Raw genomic sequence first — 24,386 nt, forward strand, 5'->3', positions numbered from 1 at the left:
CCGCGGTTGCCCCCGCCGTTCGTCAAGCGTTAACGAGGTTGCCTCATGGCCTTCCTGAATATGTTGCGCAAACGCCTGCTCGGCCTGTTGCTGGTCGTGGTCGGGGTTTCGCTGATTACCTTCACCATCTCGCACCTGATTCCCGGTGACCCGGCGCGGCTGATCGCCGGCGACCGGGCCAGCGATGCCATCGTGCAGAACATCCGCCACCAGTTGGGCCTGGACCTGCCGCTGTACCAGCAGTACGGGCGCTACATGCTCGACCTGCTGCACGGCGACCTGGGCACCTCGATCCGCACCAGCCGCCCGGTGCTGGAAGACCTGCAGACCTTCTTCCCGGCGACCCTGGAGCTGGCCCTGGCCGCCCTGCTGCTGTCGGTGCTGGTAGGCGTGCCGCTGGGGGTGTTGTCGGCGGTCTATCACAACCGCTTTATCGACCAGATCGCCCGCACCCTGGCGGTCACCGGGATTTCCACCCCGGCGTTCTGGCTGGGCTTGGGGCTGATCCTGCTGTTCTACGGCAACCTGGGCTGGCTGCCCGGCAGCGGGCGCCTGGACGAGGGCCTGGAGCCGCCGCCAACCATCAGCGGCTTCTACCTGATCGACTCGCTGCTGGCCGGGGATATTCCACTGTTCCTCAATGCCCTGCAGCACCTGATCCTGCCGGCGGTGACCCTGGGCTTCGTCAACCTCGGGGTGGTGGCGCGGCAGATCCGCTCGGCGATGCTCGACCAGCTCGGCGAGGACTACATCCGCACCGCCCGGGCCTACGGCCTGTCGCGCTGGGCAGTGATTTTGCGCCACGCCCTGCCCAATGCGCTGATCCCCTCGGTGACGGTGCTCGGCCTGACCCTGGGCGACCTGCTGTACGGCGCGGTGCTGACCGAGACGGTGTTCGCCTGGCCGGGCATGGGCGCCTACGTGGTGAAGTCGATCCAGGCCCTGGATTTCCCGGCGGTGATGGGCTTCGCCATCCTGGTGTCATTCATTTATGTGCTGCTGAACATGGCGATCGACCTGTTGTACCGGGTGATCGACCCGCGCATTGGCGAGGTAAATTGAGATGTCCGCTCCCTTGAACATTCCCCTGCCGCTGCCCGTGGCCCAGGCCAACGGCTGGCGCGCGCGCCTGGCCTACCTGGGCTACCGCGTGCGGCAAAGCCCGCTGACCATCGCCGGGCTGTGCATGACCCTGCTGGTGCTGCTGTGCATGGCCTTCGCCCCCTGGCTGTCGAGCCATGACCCCAACGCCCTGAACCTGGCCCAGCGCCTGGCCGCCCCCAGCGCCGCCCACTGGTTCGGCACCGACGAAGTCGGCCGCGACCTGTTCAGCCGGGTGCTCCACGGCAGCCGCCAGTCGGTGGGCGTGGGCCTGTTCGTGGCCTTCGCCTCGTGCCTGGCCGGGGGCCTCTTGGGCTGCCTGTCGGGGATCATCGGCGGGCGCTTCGACAGCCTGATCATGCGCCTGATGGACATCATGCTCTCGGTGCCGTCGCTGGTGCTGATCATGGCCCTGGCTGCCGCCCTGGGCCCGAGCCTGTTCAACGCCATGCTGGCGATCACCCTGGTGCGCATTCCGTTCTACGTGCGCCTGGCCCGGGGCCAGGCCCTGAGCATCCGCCAGATGGGCTACGTCAAGGCGGCCCAGACCTACGGCGCCGGGCGCTGGCACATCGTCAGCTGGCACGTGGGGCGCAACGCCATGCCGCCATTGCTGGTGCAACTGAGCCTGGACATCGGCAGCGCCATCCTCATGGCCTCGGCCCTGGGCTTCATTGGCCTGGGGGCGCAGCAGCCCACCGCCGAATGGGGGGCGATGGTGGCCACCGGGCGCAACTTCATCCTCGACAACTGGTGGTACTCGACCTTTCCCGGGCTGGCGATCCTGTTCACCGCCACCGGGTTCAACCTGCTGGGTGACGGCATCCGTGACCTGCTCGACCCACGGCAACAGGGGAAATGACCATGAGCTCATCCGCCGTTCTCAACATCGATAACCTGAGCCTGGAATTCCCCGCCTACCGCAGCAACGTGCAGGCCCTCAACGGCGTGTCGCTGCACGTCAACCCGGGGGAAATCGTCGGCGTGGTCGGCGAGTCCGGCTCGGGCAAATCGGTGACCGCCATGCTCAGCCTGCGCCTGCTGCCCGAGCGCAGCTACCGCATCACCTCCGGCAGCCTGTCGCTGCTGGGCCGCGACATGCTCGCCACCCCGGAAAAACAGCTGCTGCAGATCCGTGGCCGCGACGCGGCGATGATCTTCCAGGAGCCGATGACCGCCCTCAACCCGACCCGGCGCATCGGCCGGCAGATGCTCGACGTGATCATCCATCACCAGCGCCTAAGCCAGGACCAGGCCCGGGCCAAGGCCATCGCCCTGCTGCGCGACATGCACATCGCCGACCCCGAGCAGGTGCTGCAGGCCTACCCGTTCGAGCTGTCCGGCGGCATGCGCCAGCGGGTGATGATCGCCCTGGCGTTCTCCTGCGACCCGCAACTGCTGATCGCCGACGAACCGACCACCGCCCTGGACGTCACCGTGCAGCGCCAGGTGCTGCTGTTGCTGCGCGAGAAGGCCCGGCAACGGGGCACCGCGATCCTCTTGATCACCCACGACATGGCAGTGGTTTCGCAGTTCTGCGACCGGGTCTATGTGATGTACACCGGCGCCGTGGTCGAGCAAGGCAGCACCGCCCAGGTCATGCTCGACCCGCAGCATCCCTACACCCGCGGCCTGCTCAGCGGCCTGCCGGAACAGGTGGCCCCCGGCGCGCCACTGCTGACCATTCCCGGGCAGGTGCCGAACCTCGCCCACCTGCCCGCTGGCTGCACCTTCCGCGAGCGCTGCCCGCAGGCCATGGCGATATGTGCCCAACGGCCACCGCTGCATTCGATCAACGCCGGCGAGCAGCGCAAGAGCGCCTGCTGGCTGGCCGCCCCGGAGTCCGCCCAATGACCACCACCGCCTCGCAAACCGGCAACCCGCCGCTGCTGCGGCTCAACGACGTGCAAGTGCGTTTCCCCCTGAGCAATGACTGGCTGGGCCGGCCCCGGGCCTTTGCCCACGCGCTGAACGGCATCGACCTGGAACTGCGCCCCGGGGAAACCCTGGGCATCGTCGGCGAGTCCGGCTGCGGCAAGAGCACCCTGGCGCAGCTGCTGATGGGCCTGGTCCAGCCCAGCAGCGGCGACCTGCGCTGGGCCTACGCCAGCGACCGCGAACGCCACAGCCATGTGCAGATCGTGTTCCAGGACCCGCAATCGTCCCTCGACCCGCGCCTGCCGATCTGGAAGATCATCACCGAGCCGCTGTTCGCCCTGGGCAACACCCCGGCCGGGCAGATGCGCGAGATCGCCGCCAAGGTGGCGGAGCAGGTGGGCATTCGCGGCGAATACCTGGAGCGCTACCCGCACCAGTTCTCCGGCGGCCAGCGCCAGCGCATCGCCATTGCCCGGGCCCTGGCGTCGAACCCGGACATCATCGTCCTCGACGAACCGACCTCGGCCCTGGACATCTCGGTGCAGGCGCAGATCCTCAACCTGCTGGCGGACCTGCAACGCAGTCGCGGCCTGACCTTTGTGCTGATCTCCCACAACGTTTCGGTGGTGCGACACATGGCCGACCGGGTGGCAGTGATGTACCTGGGACAGATCGTCGAACTGGGCAGCGCCGAACAGGTGCTGGAGCGGCCGCGCCATCCCTACACTCAACTGCTGCTGGATGCGGTGCCACGCCTGGGCGCGCCCCTGGCGGACAGCCAGGTTTCGGCGCCCACCGAACTGCCGGGCAACCGCAAGCTGCCCAGCGGCTGCTTCTTTCTCGACCGCTGCAGCCGCCGCGGCCCAGGCTGCGAACAGCCGCAACAGCTGCTGGGCAATGCGACGCAGCAAGTGCGTTGCCATCTGCAGGATCTCGCGGGGTAATCCAAGAGCACCACGCCGCCTGCCACGGCGTGGTGCTTGCTCCCTGCGCGCCAAGGGCTTAAAACAGGCGCCTTCTCTCTGACGCCGCAGGAACCCCACCCATGGAAAGCCACTGGCTGACCCACGCCAAACGCTTGCAAGCCATCGCCTCCACCGGCCTGCACTTCTGCAAGGACGTGCACGACCGCGAGCGCTACCAGGAAGTCGCCGACATCGCCCACGACATGCTCGCGCAACTGGGCAATGTGCCCGTGGAGCGCATCACCGATCTGGTCTCGGACTTTGCCCAGCGCTACTCGACGCCGATGGTCGAAGTGCGCGGCGCGCTGATCGAGGACGGCAAGATTCTGCTAGTGCGCGAGCAGCACGACGGCCTCTGGGCCCTGCCCGGGGGTTATGCCGATGTGGGCCTGTCGGCGGCGCAGAACATCATCAAGGAAATCCACGAGGAAGCCGGGCTCCAGGTCTCGGTGCGCCAGCTGTACGGCCTGCGGCACAAGGCCAAGGGCCCCTACAAGCCGGATCACCGGGACTTCTACAAGCTGTACTTTCTCTGTGAACGGCAAGACGCCGAGGCCCCGGTGGCCGGTAGCGAAACCAGCGACGCGGCGTTCTTCGCCCCGGACCAGTTGCCGCCACTGTCCCAGGGTCGCACCGTGGAACGGGATATCCAGGAGGCTTTCGACTTCCACGAAGGCCGGCGCAGCGTGGCCCTGTTCGACTGAGCATGACGCGGTCAATGTAAAGCACCCTTGACATGAAAAATCGCCCCACCTAATGTAAAGGACACTTTACTCAAGGAGATCGCCCATGGGCACCAAACGCTATTTCGGGGAATTCAGCCTGGCCTTGCTGGCCTATATCGCCTGCGTGATTTTGAGCAGCCACTGGCTGGCTGACATGAGCCCGGGCCCGGGCAAGATCGCCCTGGCCCTGGTGCCGGTGATCCCCATGGTGGCCATGGCCCTGGCGGTGGTGCGCCAGTTGCGGCGCATGGACGAACTGGCCCGGCGCATCCAGCTCGAAGCCCTGGGGCTGTCCTTTGTCTGCACCGCGCTGATCACCTTCAGCTACGGCTTCCTGGAAACCGCCGGCCTGCCCCGGCTCTCGATGTTCTACGTGTGGCCAGTGATGGGCCTGGTCTGGGCCCTGGCCACGGTGGTCGGCTGGCGGCGCTACCGATGAACAACCAACTGCGCGAATTGCGCACCCTCAAAGGCTGGTCCCAGGCCGAGCTGGCCACCCGGCTTGAGGTGTCCCGGCAGACGGTGAATGCCATCGAGACCGGGCGCTACGACCCCAGCCTGCCCCTGGCGTTCAAGATCGCCCGGGCCTTCCAGATGCCTATCGAAAGCATCTTCAACCCCGATCAGGACTGACCCCGGCCACGAGGCAGTGCGCCCGTGCACCATTTTCGCCCCGGCGCGGCCTGCAGCCGGGGCAGGCCCGCAGGCATCGGCTATAACTGCTGGGGCACCCGCTCCGGCGACCCGTTTGGCACGGCGCCTGCAACAGCGAGGCACCACTGCGACCAGGGACAGGCCCATGACCCAGCACGAACCCGGCAATGACTACCCCTTGAGCGAAGTTCCGCAGCACGCCCGCAAGGGCCTGGCCTCCATGGCCATGGTGCTGCTGGGCTTCACCTTCTTCACCGCCACCATGTTCGCCGGCGGCAAGCTGGGGGTGGCGTTCGACTTCACCACCCTGCTGATGGTGATTGTCCTCGGCAACCTGCTGCTGGGGATCTACGCCGCGAGCCTGGGCTACATCGCCTTCAAGAGCGGGCTGAACACGGTGCTGATGGGGCGCTTGTGCTTCGGTGAACGGGGCAGCAAGCTCAGCGACCTGATCCTCGGCCTGACCCAGGTCGGCTGGTACGCCTGGGGCACCGCCACCGCGGCGGTGGTGCTGGGCAAGTATTTCCAGCTGGATCAGGGCGCGGTGCTGGGACTGATGCTGCTGTTCGGCATGGCCTTTTGCGCCACCGCCTATGTCGGTTATCGCGGCCTGGAGATCCTGTCGTGGATCGCGGTGCCGGCCATGGGTCTGCTGCTGGTGCTGTCGATGACGGTGGCGACCACCCAGGTCGGCGGTCTCGACGGCCTGCTGGCCCTCAGCCCCAGCGCCACCATGGACCTGTCCACCGCCCTGACCCTGGTGTTCGGCACCTTTGTCAGCGGTGCCACCCAGGCCACCAACTGGACCCGTTTCTCCCGCTCGGCGCGGGTGGCGGTGAGCGCCAGCCTGATCGGTTTCTTCATCGGCAACGGCCTGATGGTGCTGATCGGTGCCTACGGCGCCATCGTCTACCAGCAGCCGGACGTGGTGGAAGTCTTGCTGCTGCAAGGCTTCGCCATGGCGGCCATGGCCATGCTGCTGCTGAACATCTGGAGCACCTAGGACAACACCATCTACAACTTCGCCGTGGCCGGCTGCAACCTGCTGCGCACCCAGCGGCGCAAGACCGTGACCCTGGTGGGCGCGCTGATCGGCACCCTGCTGGCGATGCTCGGCATGTACGACTTGCTGGTGCCTTATCTGGTGCTGCTGGGCACGGTGATTCCGCCGATTGGCGGGGTGATCATGGCCGACTTCTTCTATCGCTGGCGCGGCCGCTATCCGCGTCTGGCCGACAGCCAGTTGCCGGCCTGGAACTGGCCAGGGCTGTGCGCCTATGGCCTGGGCACCCTGGCGGCTTTCTGCTCGCCCTGGGTCGCGCCGCTGGTGGGCATCGCGGCTGCCGGCCTGAGCTACATCCTGTTGAGCGCGATGCTAGGCGCACGCGTCCCCCAGGCCGCCGACATCCAGGCCTGATTTGCTCACCCGGCACCTTCCGGGTCTATCATGGCCCGGTCACGCAACACCCTGCCCCTGCCGCACCGCGCATTAACGCCTGACCGGGGGCCGTCCAACGACCGTGGGACAAGGACCTGCCCTGATCCGACGGCTGAACCACTGATTGCCCGACCCGAGGAACTGCTCCGATGCTGATCACCAACGCCCGCCTGCGCCACCGTGAAGGTCTGTACCAACTGCACCTGGAAAACGGCCGCATCGCCCGCATTGTCCTGCAAGGCGCCGACACCTCCGGCGCCGTCCCGGCCTTCGGCCCCGAACACCTGGATGCCGGCGGCAACCTGGTGGTGCCGCCCTTCGTCGAACCGCACATTCACCTGGACGCCACCCTCACCGCCGGCGAACCGCGCTGGAACATGAGCGGCACCCTGTTCGAAGGCATTGAATGCTGGGGCGAACGCAAAGCCACCATCACCGCCGAAGACACCCGCGCCCGCGCCCACAAAACCATCCGCTCCCTGGCCGCCCACGGCATCCAGCACGTGCGCACCCACGTCGACGTCACCGATCCCGACCTCACCGCCCTCAAGGCCATGCTGGAAGTGCGCGAGCAAAGCGCGCACCTGATCGACCTGCAGATCGTCGCCTTCCCTCAAGAGGGCATCGAATCGTTCCGCAATGGCCGCGAGCTGATGGAGGAAGCCATCCGCCTGGGCGCCGATGTGGTGGGCGGCATCCCCCATTTCGAATACACCCGCGACCAGGGCGTCAGCTCGGTGAAGTTCCTCATGGACCTGGCCGAACGCACAGGCTGCCTGGTGGACGTGCACTGCGACGAAACCGACGACCCGCACTCGCGCTTTCTCGAAGTGCTGGCCGAGGAAGCCCGCAGCCGCGGCATGGGTTCGCGGGTCAGCGCCAGCCACACCACCGCCATGGGTTCCTACGACAACGCCTACTGCGCCAAGCTGTTTCGCTTGCTGGGCCACTCGGGCATCAGCTTTGTCTCCTGCCCCACCGAAAGCATCCACCTGCAGGGGCGCTTCGACAGCTTCCCGAAACGCCGCGGCGTGACCCGGGTCAAGGAGCTGCTGGATGCCGGGATGAACGTCTGCTTCGGCCAGGACTCGATCGTCGATCCCTGGTACCCCCTGGGTAACGGCAACATCCTGCGGGTGCTCGAAGCCGGCCTGCACATCTGCCACATGCTCGGCTACAGCAACCTGCAAAGCGCCCTGGACCTGGTCACCGACAACAGCGCCAAGGCCCTGGCCCTGGGCGAAGGCTACGGCCTTGAGGAAGGTCGGCCGGCGAACCTGCTGATCCTCTCGGCCGACAGCGATTACGAAATGCTCCGCAGCCAAGGCCTGCCGCTGTATTCGATCCGCCACGGCAAGGTGCTGATGCAACGACAGATGGCCCAGGTGCAACTGGCCGGCGACTGACGGTGGCGATGCTTACTTGACCCGAAACGGCTGGGCCGCCATGAACGCCACCGGCAACAGCGGCAGGGCGAGGATCGTCAACACCCCGTCTGCGGTGAGGGTCACCGGCGTCAACAGCACCTGGCCGACCTTGCTCTTCTCCCGGTACGCCGAGAACTGCAAGGTGTAGGTGCTGTTCAACGGGTTGGCCTGATAGGCGCTGATATCCCGCTTGGACTTAAAGCGGCTGCCGCGAATGGCATAGCGGTGCAACAGGGCGTTCTGCGACCTCGCCACCACGAAACCCAAGGCCTTGGCTGCCTCGATCTGCTGGGCGTCGAGCTGGTCCAGCCCGGGAATTCTCAGGAGCAGGTTACCGTCCAGGTTCTGCCCCGCATTGACGAGAATCTGCGAAAACTCGGCCTGCATTTTTCCGTGCAGATCCGACTTGATGGCCTTGAGCAACTCGGGATCGACCCTCACGAAGTAGTGGTACTTCTTGCCAAGGATGACAAAGCTCTGCTCGTCCGCCGTGATGTAGAACTGGCTGACGGTTTCCGTATAGACCTCATTGCTGGCGCGGCTTTCGTACAGCTGGCTGGTCAGGCAACCGCCAAGGCTGCCAGCGACTAAAGCCCCCAGAGCCATAACCGAGCCTTTGAGCAAGGCGCGGCGGGGCATTCCTTTTTGCATGTCGAATCCTTTCCATGAATGCGGGCGGTATCGGGAGATAGGCCACGACTGCCGCCACGCTACATAAACCCCAGCCGTTTTGCACCCGGCCAGCGCCACGGCGGCGCCCTGCTCAGTCAGCCAGGGCCCACGCCGTGCCAAACAGGCTCACCCGGGTTAACACCCCATCGGTCTCTTGCAACAGCAACGGCGCGGTGCCGCCCGGCATCAGCACTTCGACCCGTCCGGCCTGAACCCAGCCCACCCGCCAGGCCGCGCAAGCCACAGCGCTGGCGCTGGTGCCGGACGACGCGGTGGGACCTTCGCCACGCTCGAAAACCCGGGCCGCGATGCGCCCTTCACCTGCGCGCATGGCCCATTGCAAGTTGACCCCGGCCGGACAGGGCTGGCCGTTGCCGATGGGCCGGGCGAACGCGATACGGGTCAGGCCCTCGAACAGCGGCGGTTCGAGCATCTGCGGGTTGCTCGGCAAAGCATCGGCCGCCTCCACCAGGGTCACGCAATGGGGATTGCCGATACGCACGAACTGGCTGTGCTGCCACTGCGCATTCAACGCTTGCAAGGGCGCGACCCGGCTCAGTTGGCAACCATTGAAGGTCAGGCTTTGCACCCCATCAGCTGCCACCGCCTCAGGTCCGAAGCACGGCTGCCCGAGATCCAGCCAGAACCCCGACACCCCCGCCACCCGCGCCGGCTCCACCGCCGTGATCACCGGCGAGTCGCCACCGCGCTGGTCATGATGCACCCGCAATAGCGTCTCGCCTTCGACCGCCATCAGCCCTTGTTCGGTGAGGGCTTGGGAAAAAATCGTCAGGCCATTGCCGCTGCGCTCGGCCAGGGTGCCGTCGGTATTAACGATCAGCAGATCGAAAGGCGCACCGGCCTGAAACGGCCCCACCAACAAGCCGTCACAGCGATGAGCCTTGGCCCCTTGCGGCCGAGCTCCCGGCGCCCAGTCACACAGCGCGGCGATGGCCTGCACAGCCCACCGCCGCCGGTCCAGGGCCGCCTGCGCCGCCGTATCGGGCAAGGCAATGCCCAGGCTGCGCAGCGCCTCGGGCGACACCACGCCATAGATATTGCCCCGGGCATCGTAGAACGCCGCCATCACACCGCCTCCAGAAAAAAACCGAGCCGCTGACATTACGGACAATCCAGCGGCTCGGCCAGGGGAACCAAGAAGCCTGGGTGGACACCGCGCGCTGCTGAAGAACAACCATCCGCCGGGCTAGCGAATGGGCAAGGCCATGGGCCGGATCGGCGCCGCGTCGGCACCCCGCAGTTTGAGTGAGGCGCCGATAAAGGCGAACTGATAGACCTTGTCCCGGGACAAGCCTTCCAGGTTCACCAGCTCCAGGATCGGCGCGCCCTGCATCGCCAGCAGGTAAGTGTGCAACGGCAGGTAATTGCCCTCGACCTCGGAAGGGAAGGTTTCGAAGCTGAGGTTGTCCGCTCCCACCACCATGGCGCCGCCCTCTTCCACCAGGAACTTCGCCGCATCCAGGCTCAGCCCCGGCGGGTTGGCCATATAGCGCTGGGCATTATCGTAGTCACGCATGCGCCCGGTGCGGATCAGCACCACGTCGCCCTTCTCCAGCGCCACCTTCTGTTTGGCCAGGGCCTGTTGCAGGTCGGCGCGGGTCACCCGGTAGCTGTCCGCCAGCTGTTCCAGCCCCTTGGCCGCAGCCACATCGATCAGCACTCCGCGGGCAATGATCGGCGGCAGTTTTTCCGCCCCGGTGACGTTCCAGCCCCGGTCCCCCAGATGCTGATCGGCGCGGTAGCCGTTCCAGATCTTGCCGTTGAGGCCAAAGTGGTTGAGGGCGTCGATATGGGTGCCCATATGGGCGTACATCGATACCGCCGAACCGCTGTAACTGACGTGCTGGTTCATCGGTTCGCCGACCTGCATCGGATCGGCGACCACATTGCCGTGGGGCGTATGGGTCATCCACATCTGATAGGGCGGATCTCCAGCAGCCTGCCAGCTGGGCATGCCGACAAAATAATCCACGGCCAGGTCGTAGGCCTGCTCGCCGCTGACCCGGGCCATGATCGCCGCCCGGGACTCGGGGGTGATCAGGTTCAAGCGACCGATCTCATCCTTGGGCCCCCAAGGGCTGATCCCCACCTCGGCCCGGGCCGCAGTGGCGGCACTGCAACTACCGCTGAAAAGGGCCAGGGCGAGCACCCCAGGAAGGATTTTGGACATTGCGTGATGAGCCATGACAACACTCCTGTGAAATGAAGTGCCCATGGTATTGAGGGATCAATCAGAGATAATCAGCCGATTCGTGGATAGATATTCAACCCAGGGGAAACAATATGGACGTACTGATGGCCATGCGCACCTTTCGCCGGGTGGTGGAACGGGCCAGCTTCAGCCAGGCCGCCGCCGACCTCGGGCAATCCACCGCCGCCGTCAGCAAGCAGGTGCGGCAACTGGAAGAGCGCCTGGGCAGCCTGCTGATCCTGCGCACCACCCGACGGATGAGCCTCTCGGAAGCCGGGCAGAGTTACTTCAATGAATGCTGTCATCTGCTCGATGAGCTGGACGCCCTGGAGCGCGCCACCCAGGCCGGCAGCCACGAACCCGGTGGCCGCCTGCGGATCAATGCGCCGCTGTCCTTCGGGCTCAAGGTGCTGTCGCCGATCCTGGTGGCCTTCATGCAGCGCTACCCGCAATTGCAGGTGGACCTGACCCTCAACGATCAGGTGCTGGATGTGGTGGGCGAAGGCTTCGACGTGTCCCTGCGGATTCGCCGGCAACTGGAGGATTCGACCTTGATCGCGCGTCACCTGGGTCAGGTTGAGCAGGTGATCTGTGCCGCGCCGGCCTATCTCCAGGCCCAGGGCACGCCCAGCGCCATTGCCGACCTGCATCGCCACCGCTGCCTGGCCTACCGGCTGGCGGAGCACCCCGGGCGCTGGCAACTGGAGGGCCCGGAAGGCCAGACCCGGCTGGAGCTGCCGGTGCACTTTGCCGTGGACAACAGCCTGCTGCTCGGCGACATGCTGGTGGCCGGTCTGGGCATCGGCGCCCTGCCCGGCTTTGTCGCCCAACCGCTCCTGGACAGCGGCCAACTGCTGCGCGTGTTACCGGAACAACGCCTGCCCAGCCGCCAGATCTACGCGCTGTACCCCAGCCAGCGCCACCTGTCACAGAAAGTCCGGGTGTTCATCGATTTTCTGCTGGAGGCGCTGCAGACCCCTTGAGCCTCAACCGTCGGTGGGCACCTGGAGCCCGACCTTGACCCGGTTCATCGCCACCAGGGTCTTGAAGCGCTTGACGTTGTCATTGCCAAAGAACAGTTCGCGGGTCAGCTGGGTGTACTGGGCCATGTTGCGCACGCAGAAAATCAGCACGAAGTCGCATTCACCGGCCACGTAGTAGCACTGCTGGACCTGGGGACAGGCCTGGAAACTGCGCTTGAGCGCATCGATCTGGTCGATGCGCTCACTTTCCACTTCCACCTCGACGATGATGCTCAGCTCATGGCCGAGGGCATCCGGGGCGACTTGCGCGGTATAGCGCTCGATCACACCCTCGTCCATCAGGCGCTTGAGCCGCCGATTGACCGCCGCCGTGGACAGGTTGACCCGCAGGCCCAGTTCGCTTTGCGCGGTACTGGCATCGCGTTGCAGCTCGGCGAGCAGCTTCAGGTCATAGGCATCGAGACTGGTGTTCATGAACGGCGCAACTCCGGAAAACAACGGCGCACAGTGGAATGATTTTGTGCAAAAGCCGCCGATTATGCGCAATAGATGCGCCCCCTGCGCACTAATATTTCCGCCAACAGCAGCGGCCGTGGAATGCCTCAAGCATTGCCGAGGCGGCGACGAATGTTCCGTTCGTGGCCCCGGTTGGGTTTTTCTGCAACCTTCAACCGTTAGTTTTGTCACAATCCCCCCGGCCACCCTCGAAGCCTTCTGAAGGCGCCACCGATACCAGGCTGCATGAACAAGGGATCGGTGCGACAGCACAACCGGTCAGCCAGCGTTGCCCCCCTCGCTGGCACCTGACCGCCAAGGATTTTTATGACTGCCAGCAACACTCACCTGCAGGCCACCCCCGGCCGCCTCGAACAGATGTCCACGCGCATCGCCTTTTTCATCGCCGGTTTCGGCATCGCCGCCTGGGCCCCGCTGGTGCCCTATGCCAAGGCCCGGGCCGGGCTCGACGAAGGCACCCTGGGCCTGCTGCTGTTGTGCCTGGGGGTGGGTTCGATCCTGGCGATGCCGATTGCCGGGGCCCTGGCCGGGCGCTTCGGCTGCCGCCGGGTGATGGCCGGTGGCACCTTGCTGATCTGCCTGGCCCTGCCGCTGCTGGCGACCCTGAGCTCGATCCCGCTGCTAATGGCGGCGCTGTTCATGTTCGGCGCCGGCCTGGGTGGCGTGGACTCCACGGTCAACCTGCAAGCGGTGATCGTCGAACGGGCCAGCGGCAAGACCATGATGTCGGGCTTTCACGGGCTGTTCAGCCTGGGCGGGATCGTCGGTGCCGCGGGGGTCAGCGCCTTGCTCGGCCTCGGCCTGTCGCCGCTGGGCGCGACCCTGGTGGTGATCGTCCTGACGCTGCTGGCGCTGCTCAAGGCCGCGCCGCACATGCTGCCCTACGGCAGCCAGAGCTCGGGCCCGGCCTTTGCCGTGCCCCATGGCGTGGTGCTGTTCATCGGCTGCCTGTGCTTCGTGGTGTTCCTCGCCGAGGGCGCGGTGCTGGACTGGAGCGCCGTGTTTCTCACCGCCGAGCGCGACCTGGATGCAGCCTACGCCGGCCTGGGTTACGCCGCCTTTGCCCTGACCATGACCCTGGGCCGCCTGACCGGCGATGCCATCGTCCATCGCCTGGGTGCGCGCCGGGTGATCGTCATCGGCGGCAGCACCGCCGCCGCCGGCCTGCTGCTGGCGACCCTGGCCCCGGCCTGGGAAGCGGCGCTGCTGGGCTATGCCCTGGTGGGCGCGGGTTGCTCGAACATCGTGCCGGTGCTCTACAGCGCCGTGGGCAAACAGCAGGTCATGCCGGAGAGCATCGCCGTACCGGCCATCACCACCCTGGGCTATGCCGGCATCCTTGCCGGCCCCGCGGTGATCGGTTTCGTTGCCCATGGCAGCAGCCTGAGCATGGCGTTCGGCCTGATCGCCGTGCTGCTGTTGGCAGTGGCCGCCAGCGGCAAGGTGCTCAAGGTCTGACGCCACACCCCAGCGCCCGCCAACGGCGCTGATCCCCTTGCTTGACCGCCCCCGTACAGTGCCCGGCGCTAGCGGCTGTACCAGCGGGGTGATTCGACGAACAGGTGGGTCTGCCCAGCCACCAGCCAATCCCCCAAACACAGTTGCAGATGGGCCAGGCAATGCATCATCAGGCAGATCTCGTGATACGGAATCACCACCAACCGCAGGCTCAGCCCCATGAGTTTGCCCTGTACCGCACAATCATCCGGGAAACTCCTTTTGTTTTTATATCGAACATTTATCCAATATAATGAACATCGCATTTTCTCTGCGTCAAGGGAAACAAGGATGATTTAACAGACAAATGAACGACAAAACGAACGAAGCAAGCACCCTTTCACCCATTGGCCAGCTGGCCATAGCCATCAAGCGCGAACGTCTGAACGCCGGTTTTTCCGTCTCGGAACTGGCCAAGCGGGCGGCCGTGGCCAAGTCCACCCTGTCCCAGCTGGAAGCCGGAATGGGCAACCCGAGCATCGAGACCCTGTGGGCCCTGGCCCAGGCCATGGGCCTGCAGGTCACACGTTTTTTCGAACAGCCGGCGGATCAGTTGAAGGTCATCCGTGCCCATGAAGGCACCACCGCCCACGCCGAGGACGCCCATTATGCGGCGACCTTGCTAGACCACTGCCCACCCGGAGCGCAGCGCGATCTGTACCGCCTCAACGTCCAGCCCGGCCAGCCGCGGCAATCCAAGGCGCATTTGCCGGGCACCGTGGAACACCTGGTGATTGCCCGTGGACGGGCCTTGGCCGGGCCGGCGGACAACCCGATCAGCCTGAATGCCGGCGACTACCTCCGCTACAGCGCCGACCAGCCGCATGTGTTTGAAGCTCTGGAAGCCGACACCACGGCAATCCTGGTGATCGAACACCGCTAGCCGCCCGGGCATTTATCTGCAACGCCAAGTCTGGAATCATGGCCCCCCGCCTCAACAGGAGTGAGCACCGATGCCGCATTTCTCCCGCGCCCCCCTTCTCGGCCTGCTGCTGGCCAGCCTCGCGGCCCAGGCCGCGCCGAAGCAGGACCAGGAGCCGCACGTCTACTACAGCATGGTGCCCGGCCAGTTCATGCTGATCGGCAAGGAGCCGGACGGCGGCCCGACCTACTCCGGCACCGCGGTGATCCGCTATGAAAACCAGGCCCTGACCCTGGTCAAGACCATCAACGGCAAGACCACCACCGCCATCGGCAAGGTGGAGCGGGCCACCATGGCCGAGGCCGATGTGTTGCGCTTCAGCGAGCCCGGGCACAGCGCCACCTGCCTGGTCCGTGGCGACCTGGACAACTACTCGCGCTTGAGCTGCTACTGGACCCGGGATGGCGTGGACCACAAGGAACCTGGGCTGGAGGCCTATTTCCCCACCGAAACCTGGCCCGGCCACCAGGACTGAAACCTGCCACCGGCCATACCCGCGCTCCGGTGCTCAACCCTTTATCGAGCCCACGCCATGATCCAACTCGTCGAGTACCGCAACACCCAGCACCGCCAGCCGGTGATCGAACTGTGGGAGCGTGTCTTCGGTTACGACACCGCCCACAACGCCCCGGAGCTGGCCATCGACCGCAAGCTCGCCGTGGATGACGGGCTGTTCTTCGTCGCACTGGCCGAAGCTCAGGTCATCGGCACTTTAATGGCCGGCTACGACGGCCACCGTGGCTGGCTGTACTCCCTGGCGGTGGACCCGCAACAGCGCCGGCTCGGCACCGGCCGGGCCCTGGTGCGCCATGGCGAGCAGGCCCTGGGCGCCCGCGGCTGCCTGAAGATCAACCTGCAGATCCTCAGCAGCAACGCCGCGGTGCAGGGCTTCTACCAGGCCCTGGGGTATCAGGTTGAACCCCGGGTCAGCATGGGCAAGGTGATCACCGCCAACGTCCCCGAGCACCTGCGCGGCTGACGGCAGCCGCGCCGCCTTCACCAGTTGTGCAGGTTGCTGCGCGGTGGCGCCAGCAGTTGCTGGGCCAGGCTGATGGCCGCCAGCGGCGAGGCACTGTGCAGCAGTGGGTAGCCCCAGAACTGCTCATAGGTCCTGGCAAAAGCCTCGACCTGCGCCTGGTTCTCCGGCTGCGGGGCGATGACGATCATCGCCTTGATCCAGCGGCGGATCGCCGCCTTGTTGCACTTGGTCCACATCGAGCCCTGCTTGAGCAACGCCTTGCCCTGAGCGCTGTTGCGCTGCTCGGGCTCAGGTATCAGATCGCTCATCAGGACAAAAGCCTGGGCACGCTGCGTCAGCGCCTCCAGCTGCTGGTAAGGGTCGACTACCGGCTGTCCTGCGCCTTCGGCGCGACGCATCCAGACCAGGGGAAAATGCTGATGATCGAAGTACATGGGAACACCTCCAGAAGCTGACAAACAAGAATGCTTATCATCTTCCCGAGAACCACTGTCCGCATCAGCCGAGATCGACAAGTTATTGATCAATCCAGCCAGATATTGCCACTGCCACAGGCGGCACTCTGACCTGGCGGCCACCGCGATCTTGAATTTGACCAGGCATCGCCAGGCAAGGCCCTGCGGGCCTTTTCGCAGCCTCGCGGGCTCGGCAGCGGCTACAGGGCGTGGTTTTCCAGGGCTTGCCGACGCTCGGCAAAAAACCGCCCCGGCGGCTGGCCCACGGTTTTCTTGAACATGCGGATAAAGGCGCTGGCGCTGTCATAGCCCAGGGTCAGCGCCACACACTCCACCGAGTCGCCCCGGCCCAATTGCTTGAGCCCCAGGAGGATGTGCAACTGGCGCTGCCAGCGACCGAAACTCAGGCCGGTCTCGGCCACGATCAAGCGGCTCAGGCTGCGTTCGCTGAGGCCGATCTGCTCGCCCCATTGCCCAAGGCTCAGGCGCCGCTGCGGCTGTTCAAGGATCTGCTGGGCCAGACGCCGCAGCTGTGCGTGCCGGGGCATGGGCAGGTGGATCTGCTCACGGGGCGCGACCGCCAGCTCATCCAGGGTCACCGCGACCAGGCGCCCGGCAGCGCCGTCCTGGTCATACAGGAACGGCAGTTGCGCACAGCGCTTGAGCAACTCCTGCAACAGCGGCGACATCACCAGGGTGCAGCAGGCCTGCGGCAACGACCGGGCGTGCTCGGGCTCGACCAACAGGCAATAACCCTGGGCGTTCTCCAGCCCCTGGACCCGATGCTCGATCGCGCTGGGAATCCACACCGCGCACTGCGGCGGCGCCAGCCACAGGCCCTCGGCGCTCTCGCAACTGAGCACACCGCCCGCGGGAAACAGCAACTGGGCCTTGCGATGGCTGTGCCACGGCCGTTCCCAGCGCTCTTCTTGCATCGAGATGCGCAGGGCACATACCGGACGTGCAATCGCGTCCGGGTCCTGGTCCTGCTGTTTCAAGACGGGCATCCACCTTCCTCCACACTCCCGGGGCATGCCGGCCATCGGCACGATGCCGGCGCCTGCCCTGCAAGGTCGAGGATTGTGCCGGGCCCACGGGGCTGAGCCAAGCCACTGGCCACACCGGCCAGCGGCTCTGGACGCCGGGGCATTGGCGCTATTGATGAGGGCCTGCGGCCACCGCCTCCAGCAGCCAGGCCTTGAAGGCGCTCATGGCCGGGGTTTGCGCCCGCGACTGCAAGCGCGTCAGCCAATAGCTGCCGGTGACGATACCGATGTCGAACGGCTGCACCACCGCCCCGCTGGCCAGTTGCCGCTCGAACATCAGCGGCGGCGCCAGGGCCACCCCCAGTCCTTGCAGCGCCGCTTCGAGCATGCCCAGGGAGGAGTCGAAGACAATGCTCTGGGGCAAGGGGCTGCCGCCGCCCAGTCCCGCCTCCTGGAACCATTGCGGCCATTCATCGGTGCGATAGGAGCGCAACAGGGTCTGGCCCAGCAGGTCCGCCGGGCTGTGCAACTGGTGGGCGATCTGCGGTATGCACAAGACCGACAGCGGCGCCTGCAACAGCTCCAGGGCCTCGATGCCGTGCCAGGCTCCCGTGCCAAAACGGATGGCGTAGTCCAGGCCTTCGGCGGCCACGTCGACACGGTTGTTGTTGGTGCTCAGGCGCAGGTCGACAAAGGGATAGCGCGCCTGGAAATCCCCCAGGCGCGGCAACAGCCAGCCCACGGCAAAGGTGCCTACGGCCCCCACCGTCAGCACTTCGCGGTAGTGCCCACCCTCGAAACGCCCAAGGGTCTGGGCGATGCGGTCGAAGCACTCACGCAGCACCGGCAGCAGGGTCTCGCCTTCGCTGGTCAGCATCAGCCCCCGGGGCAAGCGCTTGAACAGGGTGACGTTGAGCTGGGCCTCCAGGCTCTTGACCTGATGGCTGACCGCCGCCTGGGTCACACAGAGTTCGATGGCGGCGCGGGTGAAACTCAAATGACGGGCCGAGGCTTCGAAAGCCCGCAGCGCGTTCAAGGGCAGGTGTGGACGGAGCATGGGCATTCCCTAGTTTTTCTAATGGCTCCTGCGAAATATCGTCGTTTGCCGATCCTGCGCAGACTGCCTACATTGGCCTCGCTCGCGCAGCGCTGACCACGTCCTCCCTTCCCGGAAAGACTCCGCAAGCACTGCGCCTCCGGGGTTCGGGCAAAGAACCCCGAAGCCGGAAAGCCGCTGGGAATAGGCGGCAAAAAAAATCAGAACCCATGGAAAACAGCCCATCATGCGCCATAAAACCTCAACCGGATTAGGCATCATCAGCGCCTGCGTATTGCTCCTCGGCAGCGTCGACGCCCTGGCCGAGCCCCCCCAGGACAGCCGTCTGAAAACCACCGTGGATGCCACCATCCGTCCGCTGATGCAACAGCAGGGCATTCCCGGCATGGCAGTGGCGATCATCGCCAACGGCAAGCGACATTACTTTAATTACGGCCTTGCCTCCAAGGACAATCAACAGCCGGTGGACAACGACACCCTGTTCGAAGTGGGTTCGGTGAGCAAGACCTTCAGCGCGACCCTGGCCGGCTACGCCCAGGCCAGCGGCAAGCTGGCCCTCGAGGACCACGCCAGCCAGTACTGGCCGGCCCTGCGCGGCAGTGCCTTCGACGGCATCAGCCTGTTGCAGTTGGGCACCTACAGTGCCGGTGGCCTGCCGCTGCAGTTCCCCGACGACGTCCAGGGCGAGGACAAGACCCTGGATTACTACAACACCTGGAAGCCCACCTTCAGCCCGGGCACCCAGCGTCTGTATTCCAACCCCAGCATCGGCCTGTTCGGCTACCTCGCCGCCCGCAGCCTGGGCCAACCGTACGCTCAACTGCTGGAAAAGAGCCTGTTCCCCAAACTGGGGCTCAAGCACAGCTACCTCCAGGTGCCCAAGGACCAGCAGGCCCACTACGCCCAGGGCTATGACAAGCAGAACAAGCCGATCCGGGTCAGCCCCGGCCCCCTGGATGCCGAGGCCTACGGGGTCAAGACCAGTGCCCCGGACCTGCTGCAGTTCGTTGCCGATAACCTGCAACCCCAGCCGTTGGACGACACGCTGCAAAAAGCCATCGCCAGCACCCAGAGCGGCTATTACCGGGTCGGCGACATGACCCAGGGCCTGGGCTGGGAGCGCTACGCCTACCCGGTGCCCCTGGCACGGCTGCTGGCAGGCAACTCGACGCCAATGGCCCTCGAACCGCATCCGGTGCACTGGCTGACTCCGGCCCAACCGCCCAAGGCCGACGCCTTGTACAACAAGACCGGTTCCACCAGCGGCTTCGGCGCCTACGTGCTGTTTGTCCCGAGCCAACAGATTGGCATTGTCCTGCTGGCCAACAAGAACTACCCCAACGAGGAACGGATCAAGGCCGCCCATGCGCTGCTCAGCGCCCTGGAGGCGGCAAAGTAACCGAGCTGTACAACAGCGTGTCCCCTGGGGCGCCCAATAAAAAACGCCACCGGCCTTCAACGCCAGGTGGCGTTTTTCTTGTTGCTTGGGCCATGGCGCCTAGACTCAGGAAATCCCCTTCGACCCTTGACCTCAGCCAGCTCGGTTCCCTGGAGGGCGACAAGGACCGCAGGGCCCGGATCGAGCCTGATTCAGGAGTGAGGCTGAACCTTCTGCCAGGCTTTCCGGTCGATAACTGCAACCTGGACCCGCGCCGCCGCTTGCACACCGCGGGGTGTCCGGGAACCACAGCCGCCGGAGAAATGCCCCGTGATATCGACCCTGCAAATCGCCAGAATCAAAGCCTGGGGCGCCCATGGCTTCACCGCCACCGGAGTGGTCAGCGCCCTGCTCGCCACCCTGGCACTGTTTGAAAACCAGCCCAAGGCCTGCCTGTTGTGGCTGGGGGTGGCGCTGCTGGTGGATGGCGTCGACGGCTCCCTGGCGCGCAAGGTCAACACCCGCTCGGTGCTGCCCAACATCGACGGTTCGGTGCTCGACCTGGTGATCGACTACCTGACCTACGTGTTCATCCCGGCGTTGTTCATCTACCGCTACATTCCTCTGCCGGAGTACAGCGCACTGCTGGCCACCTCGCTGATCCTGCTGTCGTCGCTGCTGTGCTTCTGCAACGTCAACATGAAGAGCCACGACAACTACTTCCAGGGTTTTCCCGCCGCCTGGAACGTGGTCGCCCTGTGCTTCTACCTGATCGAGCCCGGCCCCTGGCTGAGCTTGCTGAGCATCTTCGCCCTGGCCCTGCTGACCGCCACTCGGGTGCAGTTCCTGCATCCGTTCCGGGTACGCAAGTGGATGGGGCTGAACATCATCGTGACCTTCGTCTGGCTGCTCAGTGGCGCGCTGCTGATCCTCAGCCACCCCTTGCACAGCCCGTCGATCATGGGCCTGTGGCTGGCGGCTTCAGCCTATTTCCTGGGGATCTGCCTGTGGCGCTCGGCCCAGGAGTGGATGAAGGGCAGCCACCAGCCATAGACGGCGGCGGCCTGCATCACAGCGGCGGGTCGTTGCCGATCGCGGCACTCAAGGCCTGGGCCAGGGCCGCCACCGAGTAGGGTTTCTGCAGGAACACGAACTCCCGGGTCTGGCCCTGGGCCAGGGCCGGGCTGTAGCCGCTGGTGAGGATCACCGGCAGCCCGGGGTAATCGCTGCGGATGCGGGTGGCCAGCTCGATGCCGCTCATGCCGGGCATCACCACATCGGAAAACACCGCCTGGAACACCCCCGGCTCCTGGCTCAGGCGACGCAGTGCCTCGATAGCGCTGGTGGCCCATTCGGTCTGGTAGCCCAGCTCGTTCAAGGCCTGGGCCAGCAGCACGCCCACTTCGGGATTGTCTTCGACCACCAGCAGCGTGGCCCCCTGGCCATCCACCTGCAGCGGCCCCGGACAAGGGGCCGCTACCGGGCTGACCACAGCTTCAGAGCGCGGCAGGTACAAGGTAAAGCGCGTGCCCTGCCCCGGCTGACTGTGGACCACCAGGCCACCGCCAGACTGCTTGGCAAAACCGAACACCTGGGACAGGCCCAGCCCAGTGCCCTTGCCCACCTCCTTGGTGGTGAAGAAGGGCTCGAAGATCCGCTCGATCTGCTGCGGGTCGATGCCGGCACCGGTGTCGGTCAGGGACACCGCGACAAAGTCGCCGTTCTGGGCGCCCTGGCTGGCGCTGGCGGGAATCTGCGCCACCCGCTCCACGGCAATCACCAGCAGGCCCTCGCCCTGCATGGCGTCCCGGGCATTGACCGCCATGTTGATCAGCGCGGTATCGAACTGGCCGGCGTCGGCATGGATGCAGCACGCTTGCTGCGGCAGTTCGATACGCAGTTCGATGCAGGCGCCGATCAGCGGATTGATCATCTGTGCCAGCAGTTGCACGCTGACGCCGACGTCGAAGGTTTCCGGGCGCAGGTTCTGCTGGCGGGCATAGGCCAGGAGCTGGGCGGTGAGCTTGCTGGCGCGGTCCACGGTGTCGGAAATCGCATCGATGTACAGCTGCCGGCGCTCCTCGCTGAGATTGCGCCGCAGCAGGTCAGTGGACGAGCGGATCACCGTCAGCAGGTTATTGAAGTCGTGGGCGACCCCACCCGTCAGTTGCCCCACCGCCTCCATCTTCTGTGCCTGACGCAAGATGTCTTCGGTCTTGCGCAGCGCCTGCGCGGCTTCACGCTCGGCCTGAATGTCACGCCCCACGGCATGCAGGTGCTGGGGGTCGGGCACGGCACTCCAGGACACCCAGCGATAGCTGCCGTCCTTGTGCCGAAAGCGGTTTTCCACCCGTGAAAAACTCTGACCCAGCGCCAGTTCGGTGCAGGCGTTGACCGCCGCCACACTGTCCTGGGGGTGGATGAAATCGTAGAAGCTGCTGCCTTCGAGTTCGTGCCGCTGCCAGCCCAGCAGTCGGGTCCAGGCCGGGTTCACGGCAACGATGCGCCCGTTGAAATCCGCCACCAGCATCAGGTCGGTGGACAGTTGCCAGATCCGGTCGCGCTCCTGGGTGCGCGCCTGGACCCGCTGTTCCAGGGACTCGTTGAGGCGGCGCAACTGCTCCTCGGCCTCGCGGGTGGCGGTGATGTCCCGGGAGATGCAGAGGATCTTCTCCGGCTGACCGGCCTCATCGAGCATCGGCGTGACCTGCACATCCCACCACTTGGCGTTGCCGGCCAGGGTGTTGGCGGCGCCCTGGAACCGCGCCGATTCCCCGGCCTGGGCAGCGGCGATGGCGGCCTGGGCGTCAAGGTTGCCCTGGCCCTGCCAGAAGTCCGGCCAGGGGCAGCCGGCAATGGCATTGAAGTCGCTGACCTCCATGACCCGCAGGCCACCCTCGCTCATGAACGACAACTGACCATCGAGGTCCAGCACCTTGATGCAGTCATTGCTGCTGGCCAGCACCCGGGTATTGAGCTCGCGGGTCTCGCGCAGGCGCGACTCGGTGAGCCGGGCGTGCAGCCCCAGGCGCACCCGCGCGGTGGTTTCCACGGTGTGACACAGCACCCCCAGCACCTGCTCCTGGCGCTCGTCGAATATCGGGCTCATGGAAAACGACCACCAGGTCAGTTCCTCTCCGGGATAGCGCTGCATGTTCACCGGCAGGTCTTCATGACGGCAGGACTGGCCGCGGAACGCCTGCTCGACCATGGGTTGCACATCCGGCCAGGCATCGGCCCAGAGCGTCTCGATGGTCTGCCCCAGGGCATGGGCCAGGCGCGGCCCCAGTACCGTACGATAGGCATCATTGAAGAAGAACTGCTTCTGCGGCCCCCATAGCAGGTACAGGCTCTCAGGGGATTCGAGCACCAGGCTCAAGGTGCTGTGCAGCAGGCTGGGCCAGTGCTCCCGAGGGCCCACCGAAGTCTGCGACCAGTCGAACTGGCGGATGGCGGCACCGGTCTCGCCGCCGCGCCAGGTCTGGGGGGCGGCACCATCAGCAGAGGAAATAGTCATGGACTGCATCACACAAGGGGAAAAGGGGCTGCGCCGCCCATCAAGGGCCTGCGCAGGATAACTGACCCCTGGAATCCACGGAAGTTAGCAGGTGACGGCGAGCATGGCCCGGCTGTGGGCCTCAGAAGGCCAGCTTGTAGCCGATGGAGAACAGCATGACCGCCAGGCATGGGCGCAGGATCTCGTCGGAGATCCGCCCGGTCATGTGGCTGCCGATCCAGATCCCCGGCAGTGAGCCCATCAACAGGAACCCCAGCAGGTGCCAGTCCATGTTGCCCATGCTGGCATGACCCAGGCCGGCCACCAGGGTCAGGGGCACGGCGTGGGCGATTTCGGTGCCCACCAGGCGCTTGGTGGCCAGGAACGGATAGAGGATGAACAGCGCCACAGTGCCCAGGGCGCCGGCGCCGATGGAGGTCAGCGCGACCATGGTGCCGAGGATCAGCCCGGTGACCACGGTCAGGCCGTTAAGGCCGCGGGGGCTTGGCTGATAGTCGCTGCCGTGGCGCTGGGCGAAGGCCATGAGCTTCTTCTTGAAGACGATGGCCAGGGCCGTGAGCAGCAGGACGAAGCCCAGCCCTTGCTTGATCACCGAGTTCAAGGCTTGGGGATCGGAGTCCAGGTTGTTCAAGAACCCTAGGGTCGCCAGTACCGCCGGCACGCTGCCCAGGGTCAGCCAGCCGGTGATGCGCCAGTCGATATTGCGGTTCTTCTGATGCACCAGCACCCCACCGGACTTGGTGATGGCGGCGTACAGCAAGTCAGTGCCCACGGCGGTGGCCGGGTTGATGCCGAACCAGAGCAGGATCGGGGTCATCAGCGAGCCGCCGCCCACCCCCGTCATGCCCACGATGAATCCCACTACCAGGCCTGCGATGACAAAACCGAAATTACCCACATCCATCAATAAAACCCTACAAATCACACGGCCAGGTAAAAAACTGGCGGCAGCATAGCGGCTAAAGCTTATGTCCATTTATATGAATAAAATCTAACGTTATAACCAGGGCCATTTTTTCCATGC

Annotated in this window: 25 protein-coding genes and 1 pseudogene; 16 read left to right on the forward strand and 10 right to left on the reverse strand. The window is 65.4% G+C overall.

Features of this window, described 5'->3' with window-relative positions:
• Positions 1–45: 45 nt before the first annotated feature.
• From J5M73_RS29420 to codA, 9 genes and pseudogenes are all read left to right on the forward strand, one after another.
• Positions 46–1,062 carry an ABC transporter permease gene (locus J5M73_RS29420; protein ID WP_207166262.1) on the forward strand — a complete coding sequence of 339 codons (1,017 nt, stop codon included), beginning with the start codon at positions 46–48 and terminating at the stop codon, positions 1,060–1,062.
• Position 1,063: 1 nt separating this feature from the next.
• A complete protein-coding gene (ddpC, locus tag J5M73_RS29425; protein WP_102864622.1) occupies positions 1,064–1,963 on the forward strand; it encodes a D,D-dipeptide ABC transporter permease in 900 nt (299 codons plus the stop codon).
• The gene (locus J5M73_RS29430; RefSeq protein WP_060840222.1) at positions 1,960–2,955 is read left to right on the forward strand and encodes an ABC transporter ATP-binding protein; all 996 of its coding nucleotides are present in this window, start codon (positions 1,960–1,962) and stop codon (positions 2,953–2,955) included. The genes ddpC and J5M73_RS29430 overlap by 4 nt, the downstream gene beginning before the upstream one ends.
• On the forward strand, positions 2,952–3,923 hold the full coding sequence (locus tag J5M73_RS29435) for an oligopeptide/dipeptide ABC transporter ATP-binding protein (RefSeq protein WP_102864621.1): 972 nt from the start codon (positions 2,952–2,954) through the stop codon (positions 3,921–3,923). Before J5M73_RS29430 ends, J5M73_RS29435 begins: the two co-directional genes overlap by 4 nt.
• 101 nt (positions 3,924–4,024) lie before the next feature.
• On the forward strand, positions 4,025–4,648 hold the full coding sequence (locus tag J5M73_RS29440; RefSeq protein ID WP_060844153.1) for an NUDIX hydrolase: 624 nt from the start codon (positions 4,025–4,027) through the stop codon (positions 4,646–4,648).
• Positions 4,649–4,733: 85 nt separating this feature from the next.
• On the forward strand, positions 4,734–5,108 hold the full coding sequence (locus tag J5M73_RS29445) for a hypothetical protein (RefSeq protein ID WP_102864620.1): 375 nt from the start codon (positions 4,734–4,736) through the stop codon (positions 5,106–5,108).
• Positions 5,105–5,302, forward strand: coding sequence for a helix-turn-helix transcriptional regulator (locus J5M73_RS29450; RefSeq protein WP_060840226.1), 198 nt, complete (start codon positions 5,105–5,107; stop codon positions 5,300–5,302). The genes J5M73_RS29445 and J5M73_RS29450 overlap by 4 nt, the downstream gene beginning before the upstream one ends.
• A 166-nt stretch (positions 5,303–5,468) precedes the next feature.
• Positions 5,469–6,740, forward strand: a pseudogene (codB, locus tag J5M73_RS29455) (cytosine permease).
• A gap of 170 nt (positions 6,741–6,910) precedes the next feature.
• A complete protein-coding gene (codA, locus tag J5M73_RS29460) occupies positions 6,911–8,167 on the forward strand; it encodes a cytosine deaminase (protein WP_102864619.1) in 1,257 nt (418 codons plus the stop codon).
• 12 nt (positions 8,168–8,179) lie between these two features.
• Here the strand turns inward: codA and J5M73_RS29465 are convergent, their stop codons facing one another.
• The 3 genes from J5M73_RS29465 to J5M73_RS29475 all read right to left on the reverse strand — a co-directional run bounded on the left by J5M73_RS29465 (position 8,180) and on the right by J5M73_RS29475 (position 11,066).
• Positions 8,180–8,839, reverse strand: a complete 660-nt coding sequence (locus J5M73_RS29465) for a hypothetical protein (protein WP_102864618.1) — start codon at positions 8,837–8,839, stop codon at positions 8,180–8,182.
• Between the two features lie 112 nt (positions 8,840–8,951).
• Positions 8,952–9,947, reverse strand: coding sequence for a diaminopimelate epimerase (locus J5M73_RS29470; protein WP_102864617.1), 996 nt, complete (start codon positions 9,945–9,947; stop codon positions 8,952–8,954).
• Between the two features lie 120 nt (positions 9,948–10,067).
• Complete coding sequence (locus J5M73_RS29475; RefSeq protein ID WP_102864616.1) at positions 10,068–11,066, reverse strand: cyclase family protein; 999 nt, start codon at positions 11,064–11,066, stop codon at positions 10,068–10,070.
• A 98-nt stretch (positions 11,067–11,164) separates the two neighbouring features.
• On the opposite strand from J5M73_RS29475, the gene J5M73_RS29480 reads away from it, so the two are divergent.
• Complete coding sequence (locus J5M73_RS29480) at positions 11,165–12,055, forward strand: LysR family transcriptional regulator (RefSeq protein ID WP_102864615.1); 891 nt, start codon at positions 11,165–11,167, stop codon at positions 12,053–12,055.
• Positions 12,056–12,058: 3 nt separating this feature from the next.
• Here J5M73_RS29480 and J5M73_RS29485 read toward each other — a convergent pair whose 3' ends face one another.
• On the reverse strand, positions 12,059–12,529 hold the full coding sequence (locus J5M73_RS29485) for an Lrp/AsnC family transcriptional regulator (protein ID WP_102864614.1): 471 nt from the start codon (positions 12,527–12,529) through the stop codon (positions 12,059–12,061).
• Positions 12,530–12,877: 348 nt separating this feature from the next.
• Here J5M73_RS29485 and J5M73_RS29490 point away from each other — a divergent pair, with 348 nt between their 5' ends.
• Positions 12,878–14,029, forward strand: a complete 1,152-nt coding sequence (locus J5M73_RS29490; RefSeq protein ID WP_102864613.1) for an MFS transporter — start codon at positions 12,878–12,880, stop codon at positions 14,027–14,029.
• A 68-nt stretch (positions 14,030–14,097) separates the two neighbouring features.
• On the opposite strand, the gene J5M73_RS29495 is transcribed toward J5M73_RS29490, so the two are convergent.
• Complete coding sequence (locus tag J5M73_RS29495; RefSeq protein WP_162884076.1) at positions 14,098–14,250, reverse strand: hypothetical protein; 153 nt, start codon at positions 14,248–14,250, stop codon at positions 14,098–14,100.
• Positions 14,251–14,375: 125 nt separating this feature from the next.
• On the opposite strand from J5M73_RS29495, the gene J5M73_RS29500 reads away from it, so the two are divergent.
• From J5M73_RS29500 to J5M73_RS29510, 3 genes are all read left to right on the forward strand, one after another.
• The gene (locus tag J5M73_RS29500; protein ID WP_102864612.1) at positions 14,376–14,951 is read left to right on the forward strand and encodes an XRE family transcriptional regulator; all 576 of its coding nucleotides are present in this window, start codon (positions 14,376–14,378) and stop codon (positions 14,949–14,951) included.
• A 70-nt stretch (positions 14,952–15,021) separates the two neighbouring features.
• On the forward strand, positions 15,022–15,465 hold the full coding sequence (locus J5M73_RS29505; protein ID WP_060840237.1) for a hypothetical protein: 444 nt from the start codon (positions 15,022–15,024) through the stop codon (positions 15,463–15,465).
• 57 nt (positions 15,466–15,522) lie between these two features.
• On the forward strand, positions 15,523–15,969 hold the full coding sequence (locus tag J5M73_RS29510; protein ID WP_102864611.1) for a GNAT family acetyltransferase: 447 nt from the start codon (positions 15,523–15,525) through the stop codon (positions 15,967–15,969).
• A gap of 17 nt (positions 15,970–15,986) precedes the next feature.
• On the opposite strand, the gene J5M73_RS29515 is transcribed toward J5M73_RS29510, so the two are convergent.
• From J5M73_RS29515 to J5M73_RS29525, 3 genes are all read right to left on the reverse strand, one after another.
• A complete protein-coding gene (locus J5M73_RS29515; protein ID WP_102864610.1) occupies positions 15,987–16,403 on the reverse strand; it encodes a hypothetical protein in 417 nt (138 codons plus the stop codon).
• Between the two features lie 221 nt (positions 16,404–16,624).
• The gene (locus J5M73_RS29520; protein WP_102864609.1) at positions 16,625–17,431 is read right to left on the reverse strand and encodes a helix-turn-helix transcriptional regulator; all 807 of its coding nucleotides are present in this window, start codon (positions 17,429–17,431) and stop codon (positions 16,625–16,627) included.
• Positions 17,432–17,579: 148 nt separating this feature from the next.
• On the reverse strand, positions 17,580–18,467 hold the full coding sequence (locus tag J5M73_RS29525; RefSeq protein WP_102864608.1) for a LysR substrate-binding domain-containing protein: 888 nt from the start codon (positions 18,465–18,467) through the stop codon (positions 17,580–17,582).
• Between the two features lie 226 nt (positions 18,468–18,693).
• Here J5M73_RS29525 and ampC point away from each other — a divergent pair, with 226 nt between their 5' ends.
• The gene (gene ampC, locus J5M73_RS29530) at positions 18,694–19,866 is read left to right on the forward strand and encodes a class C beta-lactamase (protein WP_102864607.1); all 1,173 of its coding nucleotides are present in this window, start codon (positions 18,694–18,696) and stop codon (positions 19,864–19,866) included.
• 309 nt (positions 19,867–20,175) lie between these two features.
• A complete protein-coding gene (gene pcsA, locus J5M73_RS29535; RefSeq protein WP_102864606.1) occupies positions 20,176–20,898 on the forward strand; it encodes a phosphatidylcholine synthase in 723 nt (240 codons plus the stop codon).
• Positions 20,899–20,914: 16 nt separating this feature from the next.
• Here pcsA and J5M73_RS29540 read toward each other — a convergent pair whose 3' ends face one another.
• A complete protein-coding gene (locus tag J5M73_RS29540; protein ID WP_102864962.1) occupies positions 20,915–23,362 on the reverse strand; it encodes a PAS domain-containing sensor histidine kinase in 2,448 nt (815 codons plus the stop codon).
• 121 nt (positions 23,363–23,483) lie between these two features.
• Positions 23,484–24,266, reverse strand: a complete 783-nt coding sequence (locus J5M73_RS29545; protein ID WP_102864605.1) for a sulfite exporter TauE/SafE family protein — start codon at positions 24,264–24,266, stop codon at positions 23,484–23,486.
• Positions 24,267–24,386 lie beyond the last annotated feature (120 nt).

The sequence above is a fragment of the Pseudomonas sp. 50_B genome (assembly GCF_017491625.1).
Taxonomy (GTDB): Bacteria; Pseudomonadota; Gammaproteobacteria; order Pseudomonadales; family Pseudomonadaceae; genus Aquipseudomonas; species Aquipseudomonas danubii.